The organism is Actinocrispum sp. NPDC049592 (assembly GCF_040675465.1).
In the GTDB taxonomy this organism is placed as follows: Bacteria; Actinomycetota; Actinomycetes; order Mycobacteriales; family Pseudonocardiaceae; genus Kibdelosporangium.
Genome location: NZ_JBFAPA010000035.1, coordinates 15,463 through 36,328, shown reverse-complemented (window position 1 = coordinate 36,328; position 20,866 = coordinate 15,463). Strand labels below are relative to the sequence as shown.

The following is a 20,866-nucleotide window of genomic DNA, read 5'->3' as shown; positions in this document are numbered from 1 at the left end:
ACCGGATGCTCGGCGCGGCCCTGGAGGCCGACCCAGCGCCGCCCCGGCCCGATCGCCCAGCAGGCAGTGAGCGGCGCCGGTCGCGTGGTGCGGAGCGCGGATGACCGGCTTTCGGCGACCGAGCCCTGTCCGAGCGGAGCGAGGACCAACAAACACCGTGCGGATGACCGGCTTCCGGCGACCGAGCCCCGTCCGAGCGAAGCGAGGACCATCAAATACAGAAGCCCCGCACGGGAGGGAGGTCCGTGCGGGGCTTTTGTATGTGTCGTTGCTACGCGGTGCGGCTGCGCCGGCCGCGGAGCTCTTCGAGTCGCTCGGTGAGCAGGTCCTCGAGTTCCGGGATGGTCCGGCGCTCGAGCAGCATGTCCCAGTGGGTCCTGGGGGGCTTGACCTTCTTGGGCTCCGGGAGGGAGCCGTCGATCATCTTGCTTTCGGTACCGTGGAGGCGACACTCCCAGGTGGGGGGGATTTCGGCGTCGTCCGAGAAGGGCACCTCGAATTCGTGGTCCTTCGGGCACGCATACCGAACCGTACGTCGGGGCGCGAGGTCGTGGTTGCGGTCGGTCTCGTAACTGACGGCACCCAGCCGGCTTCCACGGAGAACACGGTCGGCCATGGCGGTGTCCTTTCGTTCGGCTCGAGGCGACGAGCCAGGGTGTTGCTCACTGTGCGCAACGACGGAACGGGCCGGAAGATTCCCTCTCTTCCGGATCTCGTCGCTCACAGTGACATGCTTCACCCGTCAACAACAGCTTCCTCCTAAGGGAGGGAATCGGCGCGGGAAAGTGACGCGTTATCCCTCAATCCACACCAACATCTCACCCGATTGGAGGAGCTAGCTAACGGGTCGTTCCAACTTGCTGAGGTACCCGGTGGTGAAGCTCCCCAAACGAGGCTTCGGTCACAGGGTCTTTGGCTGACGGATAGTAGTTGTTCGGCTTCGAAAACGGATCTTTTACCGGGTCACTTGCTGCCGCTGAGGCTGGCCGGGACGGTGTTGCCCGCCGCGGTGATCGCCTTGTGGACGTTGACCTTGAGCAGGATGAGCAGGCCGGCGACGAAGAAGACGATCAGGCTGACGATGGCGATGCGGTAGCTGCCGGTGTTCTGCAGGGCGAGGCCGAACAGCAGCGGGCCCAGTGCGCTGGTGCCGGAGCTGGAGACCTCGTAGAGCGAGAAGAACTCGGCCTCCTTCCCTCGGGGGATCATGCTGGAGTACAGGGAGCGTGACAGCGCCTGGGTGCCGCCCATGACGATGGAGAGCAGCATCGCGAGGATGTAGAACTGGACGGCGCTGCCCGCCTGGAGGAAGTAGGCGGCCACGACCACGCCGATCCAGACCACCAGGCTGTAGCTGATGACGCGCTTGGCGCCCCAGCGTCCGGAGAGCCTGCCGAGCAGCAGGGCTCCGCCGAAGGCGGCGAACTGGACGATGAGGATGGCGGAGAGCAATGTCTCGTCGGACAGCAGCAGTTCCTTCTCGCCGTAGTCGGCGGCCAGTGCGGTGACCGTGGAAATGCCGTCGTAGTACACGAGGAATGCGACGAGGAACAGCAGGGATTGCGGGTAGGCGCGCAGCTTGCGGAACGTGTCGCCGAGCTCGCGGAATCCGGCGGTGACAACGGATCCCTCGATCTTGCGCTCGGGGCGGGAACGGGGGAGGTTGCGCAGCAGGAAAACCGGGATGAGTGCGAAGATCGCCCACCAAATACCGGCACTGGACAGGGAAACCCTGGCAAGCAGTGCTTTGTCGTCGATCATGAACGAGAAGACGAAGTTGAGCGCGAGCAGCAGGCCGCCGCCGATGTAGCCGGTGGCCCAGCCGATGGAGGAGATCTTGTCGCGCTGGTCGGCGTCGGCGAGGTCGGACAGCAGGGAGTTGGCGACGACCTTGGCGGCGCTGTAGGTGAGGTAGGCGATGATCAGCAGGATGGAGCCGAGTTGCCAGTCCTTCTCGCCGATGAACCACATGGCGGTGACGCTGAAGGCGCCGAGGTAGCCGAAGGTGAGCAGCATGCCGCGTTTGCGGCCGGTGCGGTCGGCGATGGCGCCCATGACGGGCAGGACGATGAACAGGGAGATGCTGCACAGGGAGATGACGTAGGTGAACAGCGAGCCGGGGGCGATGGGGATGCCCAGGACGTGCAGCCTGCCGTTCTCGCCGACGGCGTTCTCGGCGGTGGAGGGTAGGTAGCGGCTCATGAAGACCGTGATCACGGTGGCTTCGAACGTGTGGCTTGCCCACGCGTAGCCGTACCAGCCGAGCCGTTGCCGGCGCAGCTTGCCGCCTGCTTCCGGCGTGGTGAGGACCTCTGTCATGGCCGCCTTCCGGCAAGATCATCTGCTCATCGGGTTGCGGGGACTGTACTGGTAGCGGCCGGGGTGGCGGGCACTTCGGTCCATTCCGGTGCCGGTGCGGTACCGAAAATTCATCTGGATGGGCCGCGACCTGCTTGTTCGTCGCCGTGGGGCGGATTTTGGGGCAGGTCGATAGCAAGGTGGGCGGCGGTTGGCAACGGGAGGTTCGGGCGGTGTGGGGCTGGTGCTGGGCGGGCGTGGTGTCCGTTTCCACCGTGTGAGTTACATGTGAGGCGCGTGGGGCTGGGGTGTCCTAGCGTGGCTGACCATGATGAAACGGCTGGTCATGGCTTTGCTTGTGGTCGCTTCAGTCATCACGGCGCTGCCTGGAGGGGCGGCGTGGGCGGATCCGCCGGTGTCGAGCTGGGCGCGGTTGCGGCAGTGTGAATCGGGTGGGCGGTATGACATCCACAACGGCAAGCACTACGGGGCGTACCAGTTCACGTTGCCGACGTGGCGGAGTGTCGGCGGGACGGGCAGTCCGCATCTGGCGTCGGCGGATGAGCAGGACTACCGGGCGTTGTACCTGTACCGGATGCGTGGCTGGCAGCCGTGGGGTTGTGCGCGCAGGCTCGGGTTGACCGAGGACCGGGACGCGCGCAGCAAGCGGGTGCCGACGTATGCGGAGTCCGCATACATCTGACAGGTAGGACGTTTCGGTCGATCCGGGTTCAGACGGTCCTGGGCACCGGCCAGACGCCGCGGGCGCGCAGCACGTCGCGCAGGACGCCGGGCTGGTCGGTGACCAGGCCGTCGACGCCGAGGTCGAGCAGGCGGTTCATCTGGGCGGGGTCGTCGATGGTCCAGACGTGGACTTCCATGCCGCGGCGGTGGGCGGCGCTGATCAGGCGGCGGTCGACGACGGTGAGCATGCCTTGGCTGACCGGGACCTGGGCCATGCGGCCGCGGATGGCGCGCCAGGCGCGGGGTGCCCAGAGGCGGCCGGCGGCCCAGAGGGCGGCGACCGAGCGGGGGCCCATCGAGGTGATCAGTTTGGGGCCGATGCGGCCGCGCAGGCGTTGCAGGCGGGAGTCGGAGAACGAGGCGAGGCAGACCCGGTCCAGGGAGTTGGTGCGGCGCAGGAGTTCGGCGACGGGTTCGATCGCGGAGTCGGTCTTGACGTCGATGTTGAACCGGGCGTCGGGCAGCTCTTCCAGGACGTCCTCGAGGCGGCTGATCGGTTCGCGGCCGCCGATGCGGGCCTGGCTGACCTTGCGCCAGGGCAGGCGTGCGACGATACCGCGGCCGTCGGTGGTGCGGTCGAGTTCGTCGTCGTGGTGGACAACGACGACTCCGTCGGCGGTGGCGTGCACGTCGGTCTCGATGTAGGAGTAGCCCTCCTGCACGGCGCGGCGGAACGCGCTGAGGGAGTTCTCCATGCCGCTGAGGTCACCGAGGTGCCAGCCGCGGTGGGCGAACGCGCGCGGGTACGGTCCGGCCAGGTAGTCATGGTCCTGCACGCTATTGATTGTGTACCGGCGGCGTGGCGTATGGGTGGCGAGACGATGGACAGATACGGTCGAATGTCATGACGGTGGTTACCGGGGGCCGGACCGACCCGATCTTTTCCGGGCGTGGTGAGCCGCGGCACTGTGGCTGGTGTGGGCGCAGGCTGCCGGAGGAGGACCGGGTGGGGCGGCCGCGGCGCTATTGTGCGCAGCCATGTCGGCAACGTGCTTACGAGCGGCGGGCGGCGTTGCAGCGCAGTGGGCTGCCCGACGACGCGGTGGTGTTGTCCACCGCGGAGCTGGCGGATCTGCAGGACCGGTTGTTCCAGCTGCGGTGCGCGGCGGAGGATGTGGTGACCGCCGCGGCGGACGGGGCCGACGCGGCGGAGCTGGGCAGGCTGGCGGCGCAGATCCTGCGTTCGGCCGATGCGCTGGAGCGTCTGCGCTGAGGTGCGCGGTCGGCTACGCTTCGTCGCGACCTGCGTTGTCGAAGTCTGGTGGGCCGAGAACCTGCGAGGGTGTTAGTGAGTGACGACAGCGCCTCAGTGGGCGAGGTGCTGGCGGCCAGCGATATCGCGTTTGCCGTCACCGACCAGCGGTGCCGGGTGAAGTGGGTGAACCCACGGATGGCCGCTTTGCTCGGGTTGTCGCCCGAGCAGAGTTCCGGCCGGTCCCTCCCGGCGTTGCTGGCGGGTGCGCCCGAGTCGCCGAGTGCGGCTGATGTGGTGGTCTCGTGGCGTTCCGGCGACGAGCACCGGTGGCTTGAGGTGTCGTGTTCCGCGCTGCCGTCGGAGGATCTGCTGTTCCGGGCGGTGGATGTGACCCGGTGGCGGGATCAGGAGCTGCGGGCGGCCAAGCTGGGGCACCGGCATGAGGACCTGTTGCGGATGGTGGAGGAGGACCCGTTGACGGGTCTGCCCAACCGCCGGGCGCTGACCCGTGAGCTGGAGCGCCAGCTGGCGCTCGGGGTGCGGGGTGCGTTGCTGCTGCTGGATTTGGACAACTTCAAGGACATCAACGATCTGCGTGGGCATCCGGCGGGTGACCGGGTGATGTGCACGCTGGCGAACCTGTTGCGGGACCGGTTGACCGATGGTCAGGTGGTCGGGCGTCTGGGTGGGGACGAGTTCGCGGTGGTGCTGCCGGGTGCCGATGAGCGGGAGGCGGTGGCGGTCGCCGACCGGTTGCGCACGGCGGTGGCGGCGATCCCGTTGAGCGGTGGGTCGGGCGGGACGCGTACGACGATCAGTGCCGGGGTGGCGCGGTTCGACACGGGGGAGTCGTGGCAGGCGATCCTGGCCAACGCCGACCTCGCGTTGTACGCCTCGAAGGCCGCGGGCCGCAACCGGGTGACCGTGTACGAGCAGGGCCACTACACCGATACCGCGTTGCGGGTGTCGGTGCTGGACCGGTTGCGGGGTGCGTTGCAGGACGGCGGGTTCGCGTTGCACGCGATGCCGATGGTCAAGCTCGCCTCCGGCCGGGTGGTGGGGCACGAGCTGTTGTTGCGGCTGGAGGACAACAAGCATCCGCGGCTGGGGCCGGGGGAGTTCCTGCCCGCGGCCGAGCGCAGCGATCTCGTGCTGGACATCGACCGGTGGGTCGCGGGCACGGCGATCGACGCGTTGGTGGAGCACCCTTACCCTGGGTTGCGGTTCAACGTGAACGTGTCGGGCCGGACACTCGAGGACGAGGACTTCGGCGACTTCGTGCTCGACCGGATCGCGGCCGCCGGCGTCGCGCCGGGCCGGCTGGGGTTCGAGATCACCGAGACCGCGGCGGTCACCAACCTCGACGCCGCCCGCAGCCTCGCCCAGCAGCTGCGCGCATCCGGTTGCCGGATCACCTTGGACGACTTCGGGTCCGGGTTCGGCTCGTTCGTGCACCTCAAGCAGCTGCCGATCACCGGGTTGAAGATCGACGGCGAGTTCGTGCACGGCATCGACTACGGCAGCCGCGACACCGTGCTGGTGAGCGGGATCGTGGACATCGCCCGCGGCCTGGGCCTGTCGGTGGTGGCCGAGTGGGTCGAGCGGCCGACACAGGTGCAGGCTCTGTCGCGGCTGGGTGTGCGGGTGGCTCAAGGCTTCCACCTCGGCCGTCCCGAGCCGTTGAACGCGTTGCTGGCGCGCCCCAACGTCGGCGGCTGGCCGCAGCGGCCGCAGTCGATGGAGGAAGCCGCCGAACGCGCCCGCGCCGAGAACGCCTAGCGGGTTCGCCAAACACGTGACCGGGCGCCGGGCTGCCAGCAGTCCGGCGTGACGTCCGAGCCAGAGTTCCAGGCGCAGGCGCACCTGGCCGCGGCGCCTGCTGGCGCGACAAACATTTCACTCTCCCCCTTGTGAAATCAATTCGCCATCGACAGGTCGACGGATCTCGATATCCGCTCAGAACCTAACTATGTGTTTCCATTGAATCCCGTCAGGCCTTTCTGTGCTGTTCGGTGTGGTATCAGCATGGCCTTGGGATCGGAGTGCGGGCAAAATTTCCGACCAAGTCCGATCATCGCAGGTCAGGCGCTTGGCTTGAGGTGTGGTGCAGTATGGGAGGTGTTCGCCGGTACCGATGAGGAGGGCCTGTGACCATCGTCCGTTCGGCGCCGTTCGGTGAACCCCCTGATCCCGGCCGTCCCGATTCCCTCGCCGAATTCGCCCCACGACTGCAGGCGCTCCGGGAATGGTCGGGTGTGCGGCTGCGGGCATTACCGGCGCTGGTCGAATCGGAAATGGCGGCCCGGGGTGTGCCGCGTCATGAGGTCAGATGCGCGTATGGGACCGCCCGCGAGATGTTCCGGCCCAGCCCGCAGCGCTACAACGAGACGCTGCTGTTCGACGTCGTGCGGGCGCTGCTCAGGACCGCGCACCCGGCGCCTGAGACCCTGGAGCGGCAGGTCGGCTGCTGGCGGGAGAGCTACCACCGGGCGCGCGGGTCGTTCCCGGAGACGGCGAGGTTCCCCGGGTTCACCGTCGGGTCATTGGCCACCAGCTGCCGGATCCTCGAAGGCGACGGCGAACGCGCGATCAGCGAGGACGCGGTGCGCGTCACCGTCACCCCCGAAGAGGTCTCGCTGCCGCCGGTGGTCGAGCACCTGCGGGCCGGGATCATCAGGGAACAGCACCGCCGCAAGACCGCCGGCCTGGACTACTACTGGCCCGCGCCGCGGTACGCGGTGCACGACTTCGTGGTGACCCGCCGCGGCCCGCACGAACTGCCCGAGGTGACCCTGCACCTCAAGTACTCCGACTACTACACGTTCATCGCCGCCCAGCAGCTCGACAAGCCGCTGCCGGACGGCAACACCTTGCGGGGCCTGTATCTCGCCGGCCGCGACCCGCGCGACGTCCCGGACTTCATGCGCTCCAGCTTCGGCCTCAACGTCGCCGTGGTCACCGCGGACGGGTGGCTCGTGGTGTCGCGGCGCAGTTCCCGCGTCGGTGTCGGCAAGGACGTCTGGAACTCCTCGGCCAACGAAGGCCTGCAGCGCGCGCTGGACTCACCCGACGGCCGTGCGCCCAACCTGTTCCGCGCCGCCGAACGCGGCGTGAAAGAGGAACTGAGGCTGCGGCCCGACCAGTACGACCTGAGCCTGCTCGCGTTCGCCGTGGTCACCTCGAACTCCCACTGGTGCGCCCTTTTCCTCGCGCGGCTGCGGCGCATGACCCGCCAGGGGTTCGAGGAGAACCTTGGCCGCGGCGTGCAGGACGCCTGGGAACACCAGGGCTTCGACTACGTCCGCTTCGACCCCCACCCGGTCATCACCTACCTGTTGCGCCCCGACCGCCGCGAATCCTGGGCCCCCGCCGCCCCCGCCCTGTTCTACCTGTCGCTCGTGCACGTCCACGGCCAGCAGCGCACCGATCACGCCGTCGACGAACTGAGCGACCCCGGCGCGGACGTCACCTACCGCGGCTGACCACGCCTCGCGGCCTACTCAGAACCGTTATGTAGGCGCAACCCTACGAATCATCCCGGATGTTCGCGCGGGCCGGGTGTCGCGCGCGGGGCGGCGGTGCCAGGATGTTGGGCATTTCCTGACGGAGGGACCGGGGGATGGGTGTGTCACGGCGAGCGGCCGGTGCTGGGCGGCGACCAAGGCCTGGTCGGCCGGCAGGGCGTGCCGCTCGCGTGCCGTCACTCGTCCCGGTGGAGAATTCACCTGATCAGGGAGTGATTTCCCGTCTTCGGGGAGACCCGGCGCTCACCCGCATGGCGGATTGTGGGCTGGACATATGGGTGCCCGTGAGGGCATGCTGCCCGCCAGGCTAAGTTGGTACAGACCAATGCAACAAAGCTGCATCTTTGTGTTGACTTCTGCTTGAAACTGCCGGAATAGTTGCACATCCGCGCAAGGCAGGTGGAATCCTGCCTTGTCAAAAGCTCCATAGGTGGTGACTGGATGCGATCGATGTTCGACGGTACGCGACGCACTTCCGCGATCGTGCTGGGCGCGGCCGTCTCGCTCGTGCTGGCCGGCTGTGGCTCGTCCACGGACAGCGGCAACGGCGGCTCCGGCGGTGCCGCACCCGCCGGGGACGACGGCAAGCTCGTCGGCGAGCAGGAGTACATCTCCGCGCCCTGCCCCGAGGTGGGCGTCAAGCCAAGCCAGAAGGAGTTCACCTACTGGTCCATGTGGACCAAGGACGAACCGCAGGGCCGGGTGCTGCAGAAGGCCTTCAAGTGCTTCGAGGAGAAGGCCGGCGTCAAGGTCAACGTGCAGTGGCTGGGCCGCAAGATGCTCACCCAGAACGTCGCCCCCGCGCTGAACACCGACACCGTGCCCGACCTGATCGACCAGGACATCAGCCAGGTCAAGGCCGCGGTCGTGGACGCCGGTGGCACGCAGGGCCTCGACGACGTGCTGGCGATGAAGACCGGTGAGGCCGGGGACAAGACGGTCAAGGACGTCATCCCCAAGGAGCTCTACGACATCCCGCAGAACAAGGACAAGGACGGCAAGCTCTTCGAGATCCCGTACGAGGTCCTGTCCAACGGGTGGTGGTACAACAAGAAGAAGGTCACCGACTTCAAGGAGCCCAAGACCACCGAGGACCTGTTCGCGTTGCTGGACAAGGCCAAGCAGGGTGGCGGGGCGATCGCGCAGGACGGCGACATCGACTTCTACAACGCCTACTTCTTCACCCAGATCGCCGAGCGGTACGTCGGCGCGGGCGGCATCCAGAAGGCCGTCGACGACAAGACCGGCGCGCTGTGGAAGTCCGAGCCGGGCTTCCTGAAGGCCGCGCAATACGTGGAGAAGCTGGCCAAGGGCGGCTACTTCATCGACGGCTGGGACGCCGGCAAGTTCCCGCAGATCCAGCAGCGCTGGGCCGACGGTGACGCCGCCTACCTGTTCGTCGGCTCCTGGGGCCCCAGCGAGACCCGCGAGTACCTGGGCAAGCAGGGCGGCGGCACGACCATCGACTACGGGTCGTTCCAGTTCCCGAAGCCCGCGGACGCCACCCACGACACGGTGGAGTTCCTGCCGATCGGCTGGGCCGTGACCAAGAAGGCCAAGAACCCCGACGCGGCGAAGGCGTTCATCGCGTACTTCTCCAACAAGGACCTGGCCAAGGGCATCCCGGCGGTGGCCGACAACCTCTCGCCGCGGCCCGAGCTGCCGGTGCCCGACGACCTCAAGCAGATGAACGCGGCGCTGACCGACTCGAAGAAGGAGAAGGTCGTGTTCATGGACTCGATCGACTCCCTCTACGGCGGCAACTTCGTCAAGAACGCGTTCTACCCGCTGAACAACGACCTGCTGAAGGGCAAGATCACCGCCCAGCAGTTCATCGACGGGATCGGCCCGAAGACCGCGGACTTCTGGAAGTCCCAGGGATGACAGCCCAGCTGTCGTCGCCGCCTGCCCTCGGCACCACGCCGAGGGCAGGCGGCGGCACCCCCGCCGCGCACGTCGCCCGCCGCAAACGGCTGTTCTGGCCGTTCCTCATCCCCACCCTGGTGCTCTACGGCGTGTTCCTGATCGCGCCCACGATCGCCACCGTGGTGCTGAGCTTCTCCTCGTGGAAGGGCGCCGGTGACACGCCGGAGTTCAACGGCTTCAAGCAGTACGGCCAGATCTTCGCCGACGAGGGCTTCCAGCACGCCTTCACCAACACGCTGATCTACATCGCCCTCGGCGGCATCGGCACCTTCGTGCTGGCGTTCCTGTTCACCATGGTGCTGCGCGACATGCGCGGCAACCGCATGGTCCGCGCGATCCTGTTCTTCCCGAACATCGTCGCGCCGGTGGCGCTGGGCATGTTCTTCGGCGTGGTCTACCGCTACCAGCCCGGCCGCCAGGGGCTGGCCAACTTCCTGCTGGAGAGCATCGGCATCAAGGGCCAGAAGTTCCTCGACGCCGACACCGTCACCTGGGTCGTGCTCGGCTCGATCATCTGGGCCTCGTCCGGGTTCTACATCACCATCCTGATGGCCGCGGTCGACCGCATCCCGCCGTACCTGTACGAGGACGCGTCCATCGCCGGCGCCTCCCCGTGGCAGAAGTTCCGCAACATCACCCTGCCGCTGACCTGGGACGTGGTCGGCATCGCCGGGGTGCTCTGGACGATCAACGCGGTGAAGATCTTCGAGCTGGTGTTCGTGATGGCCGGATCGGGCACCTACGCCCCGCCCATCCACACCTGGACCCTGGGCATCTTCGTGTTCGACCGCTCCTTCGGCGACACCCCCGCCTACGGCACGGCGTGCGCGTGCGCGGTCGTCATGATCGCCCTGGTGTCGGTGTTCGTCGTGGCGCTGCGCAGGCTGCTGCGCCGCGAGGCGATCCAGTTCTGAGAGGCCCGACGTGACCGCAGAAACCCTCACGCCCGCAGCCACCGACACCCCCATGCGCAAGGCCCCGCGCCGCCCCAAACCCGCGCCCGGCGTCAAACGGCTCTCGCCGCTGCGCGTCATCGGCATGACCGTGGTGTGGCTGTTCACCCTGTTCAACATCATGGTGCTGTACTGGCTGATCGCCGCGGCGTTCAAGACCCCGCTGGAGATCTTCCGCAACCCGCTGTCGCTGCCCAATCAGCTGTTCGTCTCGGGCCGGCCGTTCCGCAACTTCATCTACGCGTGGGACACCGCCGAGTTCGGCACCGCGTTCCTCAACACGGTGATCCTGGTGGCGGTCTGCTCGGTGGTGATCGTGCTGATCTCCGCACCCGCCGCCTACGCGCTCTCCCGGCTGGGCGTGCGCGGGGCCGGCCCGCTGACCGGGTTCATCGCCATCGGCATGGGCATCCCGTTCCAGACGGTGATCATCCCGCTGTTCATCGTGCTGGCCAAGATCAAGCTCACCAACAACCTGTTCGGCCTCGGCGTGCTCTACGTGGCGCTGTCGCTGCCGTTCACGGTGTTCCTGCTGACCGGGTTCTTCCGCTCCCTGCCCGACGAGCTGGAAGAAGCCTCCGCCATCGACGGCGCCTCACCGACCCGCACGTTCTGGTCGATCATGCTGCCGCTGGCCCGCGGCGGCCTGATCACCGCGCTGATCCTCAACGCCATCGGGTTGTGGAACGAGACCCTGCTGGCGATCGTGTTCCTGCAGGAGAACGCGAACTTCACCCTCTCGCGCGCGTTGTTCACCTTCTACAACGCCGCGGCCTACCAGTCGGAGTACGGCGGGCTGCTCGCGGGCGTGGCGATCATCGTGCTGCCCATGCTCGTGCTGTACATCCTGTTGGCTCGACGGATCATCACCGGCCTCACCCTCGGCGCCGGGAAGTAGGGAGCACCACAAGATGGCTACGGTCTCGTTCCGGGGCGCGACCCGGTACTACGCGGGCAACGACAAGCCCTCGGTCGACCGGCTCGACCTCGAGGTGGCCGACGGGGAGTTCCTCGTCCTGGTCGGCCCGTCCGGCTGCGGCAAGTCCACCACCCTGCGGATGCTGGCCGGGCTGGAAGGCGTCGACGAGGGCGAGATCTGGATCGGCGACAAGAACGTCACCGACATGGAGCCCCGCGCCCGCGACATCGCGATGGTGTTCCAGAACTACGCGCTCTACCCGCACATGACGGTGCACGAGAACATCGCGTTCCACCTCAAGATCGCCAAGATGCCCAAGGACCAGCGCGACGAGCGCGTCCGCGAGGCCGCCAAGCTGCTGGACCTGGAGCAGTACCTGGAACGCAAGCCCGCCAAGCTGTCCGGCGGCCAGCGCCAGCGCGTGGCCATGGGCCGCGCGATCGTGCGCCAGCCACAGGTGTTCTGCATGGACGAGCCACTGTCCAACCTGGACGCCAAGCTGCGGGTGCAGACCCGCACGCAGATCGCGTCCCTGCAGCGCCGCCTGGGCACCACCACCATCTACGTCACCCACGACCAGGTCGAGGCCATGACCATGGGCGACCGGGTCGCGGTGCTGCGCGACGGGCTGCTGCAGCAGTGCGACACCCCGGTGGGGCTGTTCGCCAAGCCCCGCAACGTGTTCGTGGCCGGGTTCATCGGTTCCCCGGCGATGAACCTCATCCCCGCCCGCGCCGAGGACACCGGCGTGCAGCTCGGTGGCGCGACCATTCCGCTGACCCCCGCCCAGCGCGCCGCGCTGACCGGTCCCGAGGTGATCGTCGGCATCCGCCCCGAAGGCTGGGACCTGGTGTCCCACGCCGACGGCCTGACCGTGACCGTCGAAGCGGTTGAGGAACTGGGCTCCGACCAGTATCTCTACGGCTCCTCGGAGGTCAAGCTGGTCGCGGCGGGGGAGAGCGTCGAGGAACGCGAAGCCCCGCACCCGGTGGTCATCCGCACCCCCGGCATGTCCGCCCACCAGCGCGGCCAGCAGCTCGGGGTCCGGCCGCAGCCGGGCGCGGTGCACCTGTTCGACAAGGAATCCGGGGAACGCCTGCCGGACTGAGGTTTCCGCGGACGCTGTAGCCGGTCGTTCGGGGGCCGGCTACAGCTTTTCCCACACCGACACGTGTTTCGTGCTGTCGTGCGTGAACGGCTCACGCCGCCAGCCCGCCCACCGCTCTTTCAGTCGCATCCCGGCGATCCGCGCCATCAAGTCCAGTTCGGACGGCCACACATACCGCAGCGGGATCGAGAACCTCCGCCCGTCCTTCGGCCAGTAGTGGTGGGAGACCAGCGACTGCGTCACCGTGTTGAACTCGTCGAACCCCAGCCGTTCCGCGCTCACCTTGAACGCCCGTACCGTCTCACCCATCGGCAGCCGCCGCAGGCTCGGCACCCCCACCTCGATCACGAAACACCCGCCGGTCTCCAGCTGCGCGGCGACGTTCTGGAAACACGCCACCTGCGCGTCCTGCGTGGTGAGGTTGCCGATCGTGTTGAACACCAGGTACGCCAACCGGAACGTCCGTCCCACCTGGACAGTCGCGAAATCCCCGATCGTGACACCGATCCGCTCGCCGCCGGGCTTGGCCCGCATCCGCGCCACCATCGGCTCGGACATGTCGATCCCATGCACGCCAACACCTCTGGCGCTCAACGGCACCGCGATCCGGCCCGTCCCCACGCCAAGCTCCAGCGCCTCGCCGTCACCCGCCAGCCCGGCCAGGAACTCCACCGCCGGATCGACCGCCTCAGGCGCGAACATCTCCGCGCTGGCCTCGTCGTACCGCCCGGCCACATCCTCGTCGAAGTACCCCGCAGTCACCCATCCGACCCTGCCAGCCCACCGGCCCGCGCCGCCAACGGTTTTCCCCGCTACAGTCGCGACACGTGGAGCCGGTGACCGTCATCAGGGACAAGACCGTACGGGCCGCGGGTGTACGAGCCGGTGAGGTCATGGCCTACGACTGGACCTTCCGGCTGCACGGCGCCACCCACACCCAGCGCAGCTTCGTCCTGCTCGACGACGGCATCCAGATCAACCAGCCCGTCCTGTTCCCCTCGCGGCAACGCGGCTGGTGGTACTGCGACCTCGTCACCGTCACCGACAACGGTGACACCGTGCACGTCGACGACATGTGGATCGACGTCATCGTCGGCCCGCCCGACCACCCCTACCGCGTCCTGGACCTCGACGACTACGCCGACGCCCTCACCGACGGCCGCCTCACCCCCGCCCAGGCCGCCGATGGACTGCGGCGCGCACAACGGTTCCTCGACCGCCGGCTCAACCGCCGCCACGACACCACCCGGACCTGGCCAGACTTCCCGCCACCCGCGGTGCTGGACCTGCTGACCGCGGACCTCACGTCCCCGGATCCCACCGCGACGACAGCTCCCGGTCCTCCGGCGCACGACCCGGAAGCACGCTCGACGACACCCGGATCCCGTCCAGCAGCAACGCCAGATACCGGCCCCGCAACTCGCGTCTCCGGGCCTCATCGCCGATCGTGACCGCCTCGACCATCTCGAAGATCAACGCCATGTCGTTGACGTTCACATCCGGCCGGATCACCCCGGCCTGCTGGGCGCGTTCGAAGATCCGGTCGTTGAGCGTGCCCGCATACGCCGACGCGTGGTACAGCTCCTCGCTCGGCGTGAACATCCCCGCCAGGTGCCGCACCAGCGAACTCGACCGGGTCGCCACGATCCCGGCCATGAACCGCTCGAACACCTCCCACGGATCACCCTCATCGGTGACCGCCGCCTCCGCGACCGCCGTGTACTGCGCCAGACCGTCCGCGCACAACTTGCGCAGCAGATCCTCCTTCGACGGATAACGCCGGTACAGCGCGCTGATCCCGACCCCCGCGTGCTCCGCCACCGCCGCGATCGGAGCGGACGGATCCGCGAGGAACACCTCCCGCGCCGACCGCAGGATCACCTCATCGTTGCGCGCCGCCTGCGCCCGGCGCCCGCTCATCGGCTTCGTCATGACACCCACCCTACCACTTGAACGGAATACTTCGTTCCGCTACAGTCGGAACGGAACGATTCATTCCGCAACTGGGAGGCTCCCGATGACCGCCACACTCGACACCACCACAACCGCAGCCCCACAGGCAGCCACCCAGTCAACGCGGACCGCGTCAGCGACGGACACCACCAAGCCCGCGCAGAACCCGCAGCTGACTCAGAGCACCGAGGTGCAGACGGCGCAGCACGGCGTTGAGATGCCGCAGGCCGCGGAAGCCGCTCAAGAAACAGCGCACGGCGCTCCCGCGAAGTCGGTGCGCAGGTGGCTGGCGTTCTCCTCGGTGGTCGCCGTGACGGTGATGGACCTGCTCGACTCGACCGTGATCAACGTGGCCGCCCCCGCGATCCACGGCAGCCTCGGCGGGTCGCTGGCCACCATGCAGTGGATGGCCGCCGGTTACACCCTCGCGTTGTCGATCGCGCTGCTGGTCGGCGGCCGGCTGGGGGACATGTTCGGCCGCAAGCGGGTGATGATGACCGGCGCCGCCGGGTTCACCCTCGCCTCCTTACTCGCGTCCGCCGCCTGGTCACCAGGGATACTGCTGGCCGCCAGAGTGCTGCAGGGCGCGTTCGGGGCGGTGATGCTGCCGCAGACGTTCGGCATCATCCGCGACCTGTTCCCGCCCCAAGAGATGAAGAAGGCGTGGGGCGTGTTCGGGCCGGTCATGGGCCTGTCCGCGGTGCTCGGCCCGATCCTCGGCGGCCTGCTGATCGACGCCGACCTGCTCGGCACCGGCTGGCGGATGATCTTCCTGATCAACCTGCCCGTCGGCGCCTACGCGCTGACCATCGCCGCCAAGCACGTGCCCGTCTCCGCACCCGCCGACCGCCGCTCGCGACTGGACCTCACCGGCGTGCTGCTCGCCGCGACCGGCACCTTCCTCCTGCTGTTCCCGCTGGTGCAGGGCCGCGACCTGGGGTGGCCCAGCTGGATCCTGATCATGCTGGCCGCCTCGCTGCCGACCTTCGCCGCGTTCGGTGCCCACCAAGTCCGGCGGGCCCGCGCCGGACGCACCTCGCTGATCGAGCCGGGCGTGTTCCGCAAGCGGTCGTTCGCCGCGGGCGTGCTGTTCGCCATCGCGTTCACCGCCGGCATGGGCGGCCTGATGCTGACCGTCGGCCTGTTCCTGCAGATCGGCCTCGGCTACACCCCGCTGCACGCCAGCCTCACCATGGCGCCGTGGGCGATGGGCGCGATCGTCGGCACCACCATCAGCGGCGCCCTGATGACCCGCCTCGGCCGCACCCTGCTGCACATCGGCCTGGCCGGCATGACCATCGGCGTCCTCGGCTTCTACGCCATGTTCCAGCTCGCCGGGGAGAACATCGGCACCCTGCACTTCCTGCTGCCCAACCTGATCGGCGGCATCGGCATGGGCATGATCTTCACCCCGATGTTCGACATCATCCTGGGCGAGGTCGCCGACCGCGAGGTCGGGTCGGCCACCGGCATCCTGCAGGCCGTCCAGCAGCTCGGCATCTCCCTTGGCGTGGCAGTGATCGGCACCGTCTTCTTCGGACTGCTCGGCCCGACCGTGCTCAACTCCCTGCACGCCGCCGGGATCGCGGCACTGACCACGGCGGGACTGCTGACCGGCACGTTCCTGATCGGGTTCCTGCTCCCTAAGCACGCCGCCGTCCGCTACTGACCCCAGTTTCCCACTAGCGCCACCAGGACCGTCCTGGTGGCGCTAGTGCATGTCGACCGCCACGCCTTTCGCGATCAGTTGCGCCGCAACGGAACCATCGATCGACGCGTGCACCGTCCGCAACCGCGGGATCCCCAGCAGCGGCGCCCAGTCCTTGACGCCCCGACGCGACTCGATCGTGATCTCCTCCACCGCGGGCAACTCGGTGAGCGGAGCGAGATCGATCGGCGAGTGCAGGCTGCCGATGTCGATCCGCCGCACCCACGAGCAATTGCCCGCCACGCGCACCGATCACACGTCAGGATCGCGGGGGAGACCTCCTCGTGCCCACCAGCCGGGGCCAGCATTCCGCGGTGCATCTCTTGCGCGCAGCCCAGTCGCCGTCGCGGGGATGTCCGGGCCGGTCAGGATCTGGCCGGCGATCGCGTCCAGAAACACCTGCTTGCACCGGACACCCACCTTGCGGGTGGTTCCGGTGCGACTGGCCAGCGGTGGTCCGGGGCGGCGCGTTGCCTGCGTTACCGGCGGTCGCAGTCGCGGCGGCGATAGCGTTCCAGGGCTTCGGCCGCACGGTCGGAACCGGCTTCCTTGGCCTCGCGCAGGAAATCCGGCAGCATCTTGATCACCGTGAGCAGCCCGGCACCGCCCCCGGCAGCCGTCAGATAGTCGGCCACCCCGAGCGAATCCGGTGCGGGGGTGCCGGGAACGCGTTCCAGTTGGACGTCCTGCGCGAGGCTCAACGTCCGCTGCAACGACAGCAGTTCGGCGTTGTCGGAGATCCGCAGTTCAAGCCGGTCTTCATCCCGCATGCGTCCAGCGCCTTCCGGTTCAGCGGATGGCCATTCGGATATCGCCCCGGCAAACGGCCGCCCTACACCACGCAAGCCGGTTACCGAGCCGCTGGTATCCCGCGGCCGGGCATCCCCTCTTGTAGGGAGCGTGGGACAGGAGTAATCCACAGGCACGAGGGGGAAACTGATGATGGATGCATTGTCGCTGCCGGTCGGGCGGCCGGACCAACGGTTGATGAACAGAAGCGGGTCCAACCGGACGTTCGCCGTGCGCTGGGGCGGCTCGACCTGGGACAGGATCCAGGAACGCTAGCCGCGCAGACCAGGACCAGGGACGACTTCCACCTCGCTGACCGGGATCGCGCCATGTTCCTGGCACACGGGCTGCTCGGTCACCAGACCGCCGCAGCCGATGTGCCGTGACAGCCGCGGCGGCCCATCGGGATTCGGCACATTGCGGTCGCCCCACTGCATGAGCGCCAGGATCACGCCCCGCAACTCACGCCCCCGGTCGGTCAGCACGTACTCCGCGCGCACCGGCTTCTCCGAGTACTCGACCCGGCGCAGGATCCCGTGCTCCACCAGTTTCGCCAGGCGGTCGGACAGGATGTTGCGGGCGATGCCGAGGCTCCTCTGGAACTCCTCGAACCGGCGCATGCCCAGCAAAGCGTCGCGCACGATCAGCAGCGTCCACCGCTCGCCGACCACCTCCAGGCTCCGCGCGACCGAGCACACCTGGTCGGAGTACGTACTGCCCAACATGCGGGCCACTCTACCTGCTTGGTTGCGTCACGCAACGCCCTATGTCTAGTCTTCCGTTTCATGATGCAACCCACTGAGTGGCGGTGACCGGCATGGCCCGGCACTGGAAGGTCCTGATCGTCACCTCCGTGGCGGTGTTCATGGCCCTGCTGGACGTCACCATCGTCAACGTCGCGTTCCCCGACCTGCGGCACGACTTCCCGGACACCCCGCTCAACGGCATCTCCTGGGTGCTCAACGCCTACAACGTCGTGTTCGCCGCCGCCCTGGTGCCCGCGGGACGGCTCGCCGACCGGGTGGGCCGCAAACGGATGTTCCTCGGCGGGCTGATCCTGTTCATCGCCGCGTCCGTCGCATGTGGACTCGCCCCGACCGTGCCGTTGCTGGTGACCGCCCGCGTCGTGCAGGCGATCGGCGCGGCCACGATCCTGCCGACCGCGCTCAGCCTTGTCCTGCCGGAGTTTCCGCCCGAACGCCGGGCCACCGCGGTCTCACTCAACACCGCGACCGGTGCCATCGCGGCGATCGCGGGCCCGACCCTCGGCGGCGTGCTGGTGCAGTGGCAGGGCTGGCGGTGGGTGTTCTTCGTCAACCTGATCATCGGCCTGATCGCGCTCATCCCCGCCCGCCGCCTGCTCAAGGAGACCGAGCGCGACACCACCAGCCGCTGGCCGGACGCCCTCGGCGCGCTGCTGTTCACCGCCGCCGTCACCGTCCTCGCGCTCTCGCTGGTCAAAGCCCAGGACTGGGACACCGCGATCACCTACGGCGGATTCGCTGTGGCCGCACTGCTGTTGGCCGCCTTCATACTGCGCTCCGCCCGCCACCACACCCCCGTCTTCGAGCTGAACCTGTTCCAGGTCAGGCAGTTCTCGGTCGCCAACGCCGGCTCGTTCGCGTTCAGCGTCGGCTTCTACGCGCTGCTGCTGTGCAACGTGCTGTTCCTGACCAGCGTCTGGCACTTCACCGTGCTCGACGCGGGCCTGGCCGCCACCCCCGGTTCGATCATGGCCACCCTCACCGCGCCGATCGCGGGACGGCTGGCCGACCGGTTCGGCCCCAGGGCCATCGCCATCCCCGGCGGCCTGATGTTCGGCCTCGGCGCGCTGCTGCTGGCGTTGCGCACCGGCACCGAACCGGCCTACCTCACCGAGGTCTTCCCCTCGCTGTTCCTCACCGGCGCCGGAGTCGGGTTCACCCTGCCCGCGTTCAGCAGCGCCGCCGTCTCCCGGCTGCCCGCCGACCGGTTCGCCACCGGCATCGCCATCACCTCCGGCTTCCGCCAGATCGGCGCCGTCGTCGGCATCGCCGCCCTCGTCGCGATCGTGCCCACCGGCGGCTACCACGGCGTCTGGTACATGATCGCCGCCACCGGCGCCCTGGCCGCCCTCGCGGGACTGGCGCTGCAACCCCGGCAGAATCATCCCGGCACCGACGTGTCGTTTGCCGCCCGGCCCGTTCGTAGCCAGGGTGAGAGCCGAGATGAGAGGACAACGACACCGTGGAGCACCAGGAGAACGTGAGCGCCGTGCTGACCGTCGCCGTGCCCGCCGCGAAAGTCTTCGCGGTCCTGGCCGACCCGGCCCAGCACTCCGCCATCGACGGCACCGGCTGGGTACAGCAGTCCGTCGACCGCACGCCGCTGACCAAGGTCGGCCAGATCTTCCGGATGGGCATGTACCACCCCGGCCACCCCGACCGGCACTACCGCACAGCCAACAAAGTCGAGGTCCTCGACCCGCACCGCAGCATCGGCTGGCAGACCAGCGGGGACCGGGACGACGACGAAGACCTGGAGTTCGGCGGCTGGATCTGGCGCTACGACCTCGTCCCGCTCGGCCCGTCGGAAACCGAGGTGACCCTGACCTACGACTGGTCAGGCGTGCCGCAGTTCCGCCGCGCCTACATCCACTTCCCCCCGTTCGGCCCCGACCACCTCGCCAACTCGCTGCGGCACCTCGCCGAACTCGTGGCCCCGGCACCGTGCTGATGCGCGTGGCCGGCCGGAAGCCCGGCCGGCCACAAGGGTTCTAAGACGCGCGCAGAGCGTCGATGACCCACTCGAACGCCGGCACCGCCGGCGGGCGCTGCGGCCAGCCGTTGATCGTGCCCAGCAGCGACCAGTACCGCTCCACCCGCCGGTCGGAGAACGTCGCCAGGGTGTCGGCCAGCTCCAGCCGCTTGTCCCGCGGCGTGGACTCCGGCACGATCCGGGCCAGGATCTCCTGCCCCTCAGGCGAATCCGGCGCGATACCGGCCTCGAGGGCGGCGCCCGCGTGCTCCACCACCGAGGTGGGGTCCATCGGCTCGGCCCGCGGCGCCGACCGCGCCCCGGCCGTGGCCATCTCCCGCACCCGGGCCTTGAACGACGGGTCGGCCACCAGCCCGGCCAGCTCGATCCAGGCGTCCACCTGCTCGGGCGTCGGCTCGTCGGGCAGCTCGGCCGGCATCGTGCGCATGCCAGTGGCGATGTGCGCGCTCTCTGGCCTCGGCTCGACACCCGCGAACGCCTCATCGACGAACTCGTCGATGATCCGCTGCCGCTCCTGCGCGGACAGCTTGGCCAGTTCGTGCATCAGTTTCATCTCCTCGGTCGTACTGCCACGGTCGGCCACCGAACTGAGCACCGCCCGCCGCAACCGCAGCGTCCGGATCTCCGCGTCCAGCGCGCGCACATGCGCCCGGGCCACATCGGCCACGGTCACCTGCTCACGCAGCACCCGCTCCACCGTGTCCAGGTCGATACCCAGCTCACGCAGCGTGCGCACCAGATCCAGCCGGGCCGCCGCCTCGGCGTCGAACATCCGGTAGTTGCCGCTGGTCCGGCCGGCCGGGGGCACCAGGCCCAGGTCCGACCAGAACCGCACGGTGCGCACCGGCAACCCGGTGGTGCGGGCCAGCTGCCCGATGGAGAACAGTTCGGTCACGGCACTCAGCCTCAACCTTCCAGCGACTGGAGACTCAAATTCATTATTTCCTCGGACTGACGGTCGGTGGTTAACGCGGCGCGCGCACGTCAGGGTG

At 68.4% G+C, this 20,866-nt stretch carries 20 protein-coding genes and 2 pseudogenes; 13 read left to right on the top strand and 9 right to left on the bottom strand.

Annotation, left to right across the window (positions count from 1 at the left end; translation table 11 throughout):
• Positions 1-271: 271 nt before the first annotated feature.
• Together AB0J95_RS50580 and AB0J95_RS50575 are read right to left on the bottom strand one after the other, a co-directional pair.
• Complete coding sequence (locus tag AB0J95_RS50580) at positions 272-616, bottom strand: RNA polymerase-binding protein RbpA (protein ID WP_132116218.1); 345 nt, start codon at positions 614-616, stop codon at positions 272-274.
• A gap of 347 nt (positions 617-963) precedes the next feature.
• Entirely contained in the window at positions 964-2,319 is a 1,356-nt protein-coding gene (locus tag AB0J95_RS50575; RefSeq protein ID WP_364773867.1) for an MFS transporter, read from the bottom strand.
• A gap of 310 nt (positions 2,320-2,629) precedes the next feature.
• On the opposite strand from AB0J95_RS50575, the pseudogene AB0J95_RS50570 reads away from it, so the two are divergent.
• Positions 2,630-2,998 (top strand): annotated as a pseudogene (locus tag AB0J95_RS50570) (transglycosylase family protein); the annotation flags it as partial.
• 31 nt (positions 2,999-3,029) lie between these two features.
• Here AB0J95_RS50570 and AB0J95_RS50565 read toward each other — a convergent pair.
• Positions 3,030-3,818, bottom strand: a complete 789-nt coding sequence (locus AB0J95_RS50565) for a glycerophosphodiester phosphodiesterase (RefSeq protein WP_364773865.1) — start codon at positions 3,816-3,818, stop codon at positions 3,030-3,032.
• Positions 3,819-3,886: 68 nt separating this feature from the next.
• Here AB0J95_RS50565 and AB0J95_RS50560 point away from each other — a divergent pair, with 68 nt between their 5' ends.
• The 7 genes from AB0J95_RS50560 to ugpC all read left to right on the top strand — a co-directional run bounded on the left by AB0J95_RS50560 (position 3,887) and on the right by ugpC (position 12,667).
• Entirely contained in the window at positions 3,887-4,255 is a 369-nt protein-coding gene (locus AB0J95_RS50560; RefSeq protein WP_364773863.1) for a hypothetical protein, read from the top strand.
• Between the two features lie 69 nt (positions 4,256-4,324).
• On the top strand, positions 4,325-6,016 hold the full coding sequence (locus tag AB0J95_RS50555) for an EAL domain-containing protein (RefSeq protein WP_364773861.1): 1,692 nt from the start codon (positions 4,325-4,327) through the stop codon (positions 6,014-6,016).
• Between the two features lie 368 nt (positions 6,017-6,384).
• Positions 6,385-7,719: a hypothetical protein gene (locus AB0J95_RS50550; protein ID WP_364773860.1), complete on the top strand. Its 1,335-nt coding sequence runs from the start codon at positions 6,385-6,387 to the stop codon at positions 7,717-7,719.
• A gap of 483 nt (positions 7,720-8,202) precedes the next feature.
• The gene (locus AB0J95_RS50545) at positions 8,203-9,645 is read left to right on the top strand and encodes an ABC transporter substrate-binding protein (protein ID WP_364773858.1); all 1,443 of its coding nucleotides are present in this window, start codon (positions 8,203-8,205) and stop codon (positions 9,643-9,645) included.
• Complete coding sequence (locus tag AB0J95_RS50540) at positions 9,642-10,601, top strand: sugar ABC transporter permease (RefSeq protein ID WP_364773857.1); 960 nt, start codon at positions 9,642-9,644, stop codon at positions 10,599-10,601. Before AB0J95_RS50545 ends, AB0J95_RS50540 begins: the two co-directional genes overlap by 4 nt.
• Before the next feature lie 10 nt (positions 10,602-10,611).
• The gene (locus tag AB0J95_RS50535) at positions 10,612-11,538 is read left to right on the top strand and encodes a carbohydrate ABC transporter permease (protein ID WP_364773855.1); all 927 of its coding nucleotides are present in this window, start codon (positions 10,612-10,614) and stop codon (positions 11,536-11,538) included.
• A gap of 13 nt (positions 11,539-11,551) precedes the next feature.
• Positions 11,552-12,667, top strand: a complete 1,116-nt coding sequence (gene ugpC, locus AB0J95_RS50530; protein WP_364773853.1) for a sn-glycerol-3-phosphate ABC transporter ATP-binding protein UgpC — start codon at positions 11,552-11,554, stop codon at positions 12,665-12,667.
• 39 nt (positions 12,668-12,706) lie between these two features.
• Here the strand turns inward: ugpC and AB0J95_RS50525 are convergent, their stop codons facing one another.
• Positions 12,707-13,429, bottom strand: a complete 723-nt coding sequence (locus AB0J95_RS50525; RefSeq protein WP_364773852.1) for a class I SAM-dependent methyltransferase — start codon at positions 13,427-13,429, stop codon at positions 12,707-12,709.
• Positions 13,430-13,560: 131 nt separating this feature from the next.
• Between AB0J95_RS50525 and AB0J95_RS50520 the strand changes: the two are divergent.
• A pseudogene (locus AB0J95_RS50520) lies at positions 13,561-13,749 on the top strand (hypothetical protein); the annotation flags it as partial.
• A 220-nt stretch (positions 13,750-13,969) separates the two neighbouring features.
• Here the strand turns inward: AB0J95_RS50520 and AB0J95_RS50515 are convergent.
• The gene (locus AB0J95_RS50515; RefSeq protein WP_364773850.1) at positions 13,970-14,599 is read right to left on the bottom strand and encodes a TetR/AcrR family transcriptional regulator; all 630 of its coding nucleotides are present in this window, start codon (positions 14,597-14,599) and stop codon (positions 13,970-13,972) included.
• A gap of 85 nt (positions 14,600-14,684) precedes the next feature.
• Between AB0J95_RS50515 and AB0J95_RS50510 the strand changes: the two genes are divergently transcribed.
• On the top strand, positions 14,685-16,289 hold the full coding sequence (locus AB0J95_RS50510) for an MFS transporter (RefSeq protein ID WP_364773848.1): 1,605 nt from the start codon (positions 14,685-14,687) through the stop codon (positions 16,287-16,289).
• A 42-nt stretch (positions 16,290-16,331) separates the two neighbouring features.
• Here AB0J95_RS50510 and AB0J95_RS50505 read toward each other — a convergent pair whose 3' ends face one another.
• Together AB0J95_RS50505 and AB0J95_RS50500 are read right to left on the bottom strand one after the other, a co-directional pair.
• Positions 16,332-16,577 carry a hypothetical protein gene (locus AB0J95_RS50505; RefSeq protein WP_364773846.1) on the bottom strand — a complete coding sequence of 82 codons (246 nt, stop codon included), beginning with the start codon at positions 16,575-16,577 and terminating at the stop codon, positions 16,332-16,334.
• A gap of 230 nt (positions 16,578-16,807) precedes the next feature.
• Positions 16,808-17,098 carry a hypothetical protein gene (locus tag AB0J95_RS50500; RefSeq protein WP_364773845.1) on the bottom strand — a complete coding sequence of 97 codons (291 nt, stop codon included), beginning with the start codon at positions 17,096-17,098 and terminating at the stop codon, positions 16,808-16,810.
• 169 nt (positions 17,099-17,267) lie between these two features.
• Between AB0J95_RS50500 and AB0J95_RS50495 the strand changes: the two genes are divergently transcribed.
• Positions 17,268-17,393 carry a hypothetical protein gene (locus AB0J95_RS50495; protein WP_364773843.1) on the top strand — a complete coding sequence of 42 codons (126 nt, stop codon included), beginning with the start codon at positions 17,268-17,270 and terminating at the stop codon, positions 17,391-17,393.
• On the opposite strand, the gene AB0J95_RS50490 is transcribed toward AB0J95_RS50495, so the two are convergent.
• Positions 17,390-17,842, bottom strand: a complete 453-nt coding sequence (locus AB0J95_RS50490) for a helix-turn-helix domain-containing protein (RefSeq protein ID WP_364773841.1) — start codon at positions 17,840-17,842, stop codon at positions 17,390-17,392. The genes AB0J95_RS50495 and AB0J95_RS50490 overlap by 4 nt on opposite strands.
• A 92-nt stretch (positions 17,843-17,934) precedes the next feature.
• On the opposite strand from AB0J95_RS50490, the gene AB0J95_RS50485 reads away from it, so the two are divergent.
• Together AB0J95_RS50485 and AB0J95_RS50480 are read left to right on the top strand one after the other, a co-directional pair.
• Positions 17,935-19,365, top strand: coding sequence for an MFS transporter (locus tag AB0J95_RS50485; protein WP_364773839.1), 1,431 nt, complete (start codon positions 17,935-17,937; stop codon positions 19,363-19,365).
• Positions 19,344-19,832 carry an SRPBCC domain-containing protein gene (locus AB0J95_RS50480; RefSeq protein ID WP_364773838.1) on the top strand — a complete coding sequence of 163 codons (489 nt, stop codon included), beginning with the start codon at positions 19,344-19,346 and terminating at the stop codon, positions 19,830-19,832. Before AB0J95_RS50485 ends, AB0J95_RS50480 begins: the two co-directional genes overlap by 22 nt.
• A 40-nt stretch (positions 19,833-19,872) precedes the next feature.
• On the opposite strand, the gene AB0J95_RS50475 is transcribed toward AB0J95_RS50480, so the two are convergent.
• Positions 19,873-20,769, bottom strand: a complete 897-nt coding sequence (locus tag AB0J95_RS50475; protein WP_364773837.1) for a MerR family transcriptional regulator — start codon at positions 20,767-20,769, stop codon at positions 19,873-19,875.
• Between the last annotated feature and the right edge of the window lie 97 nt (positions 20,770-20,866).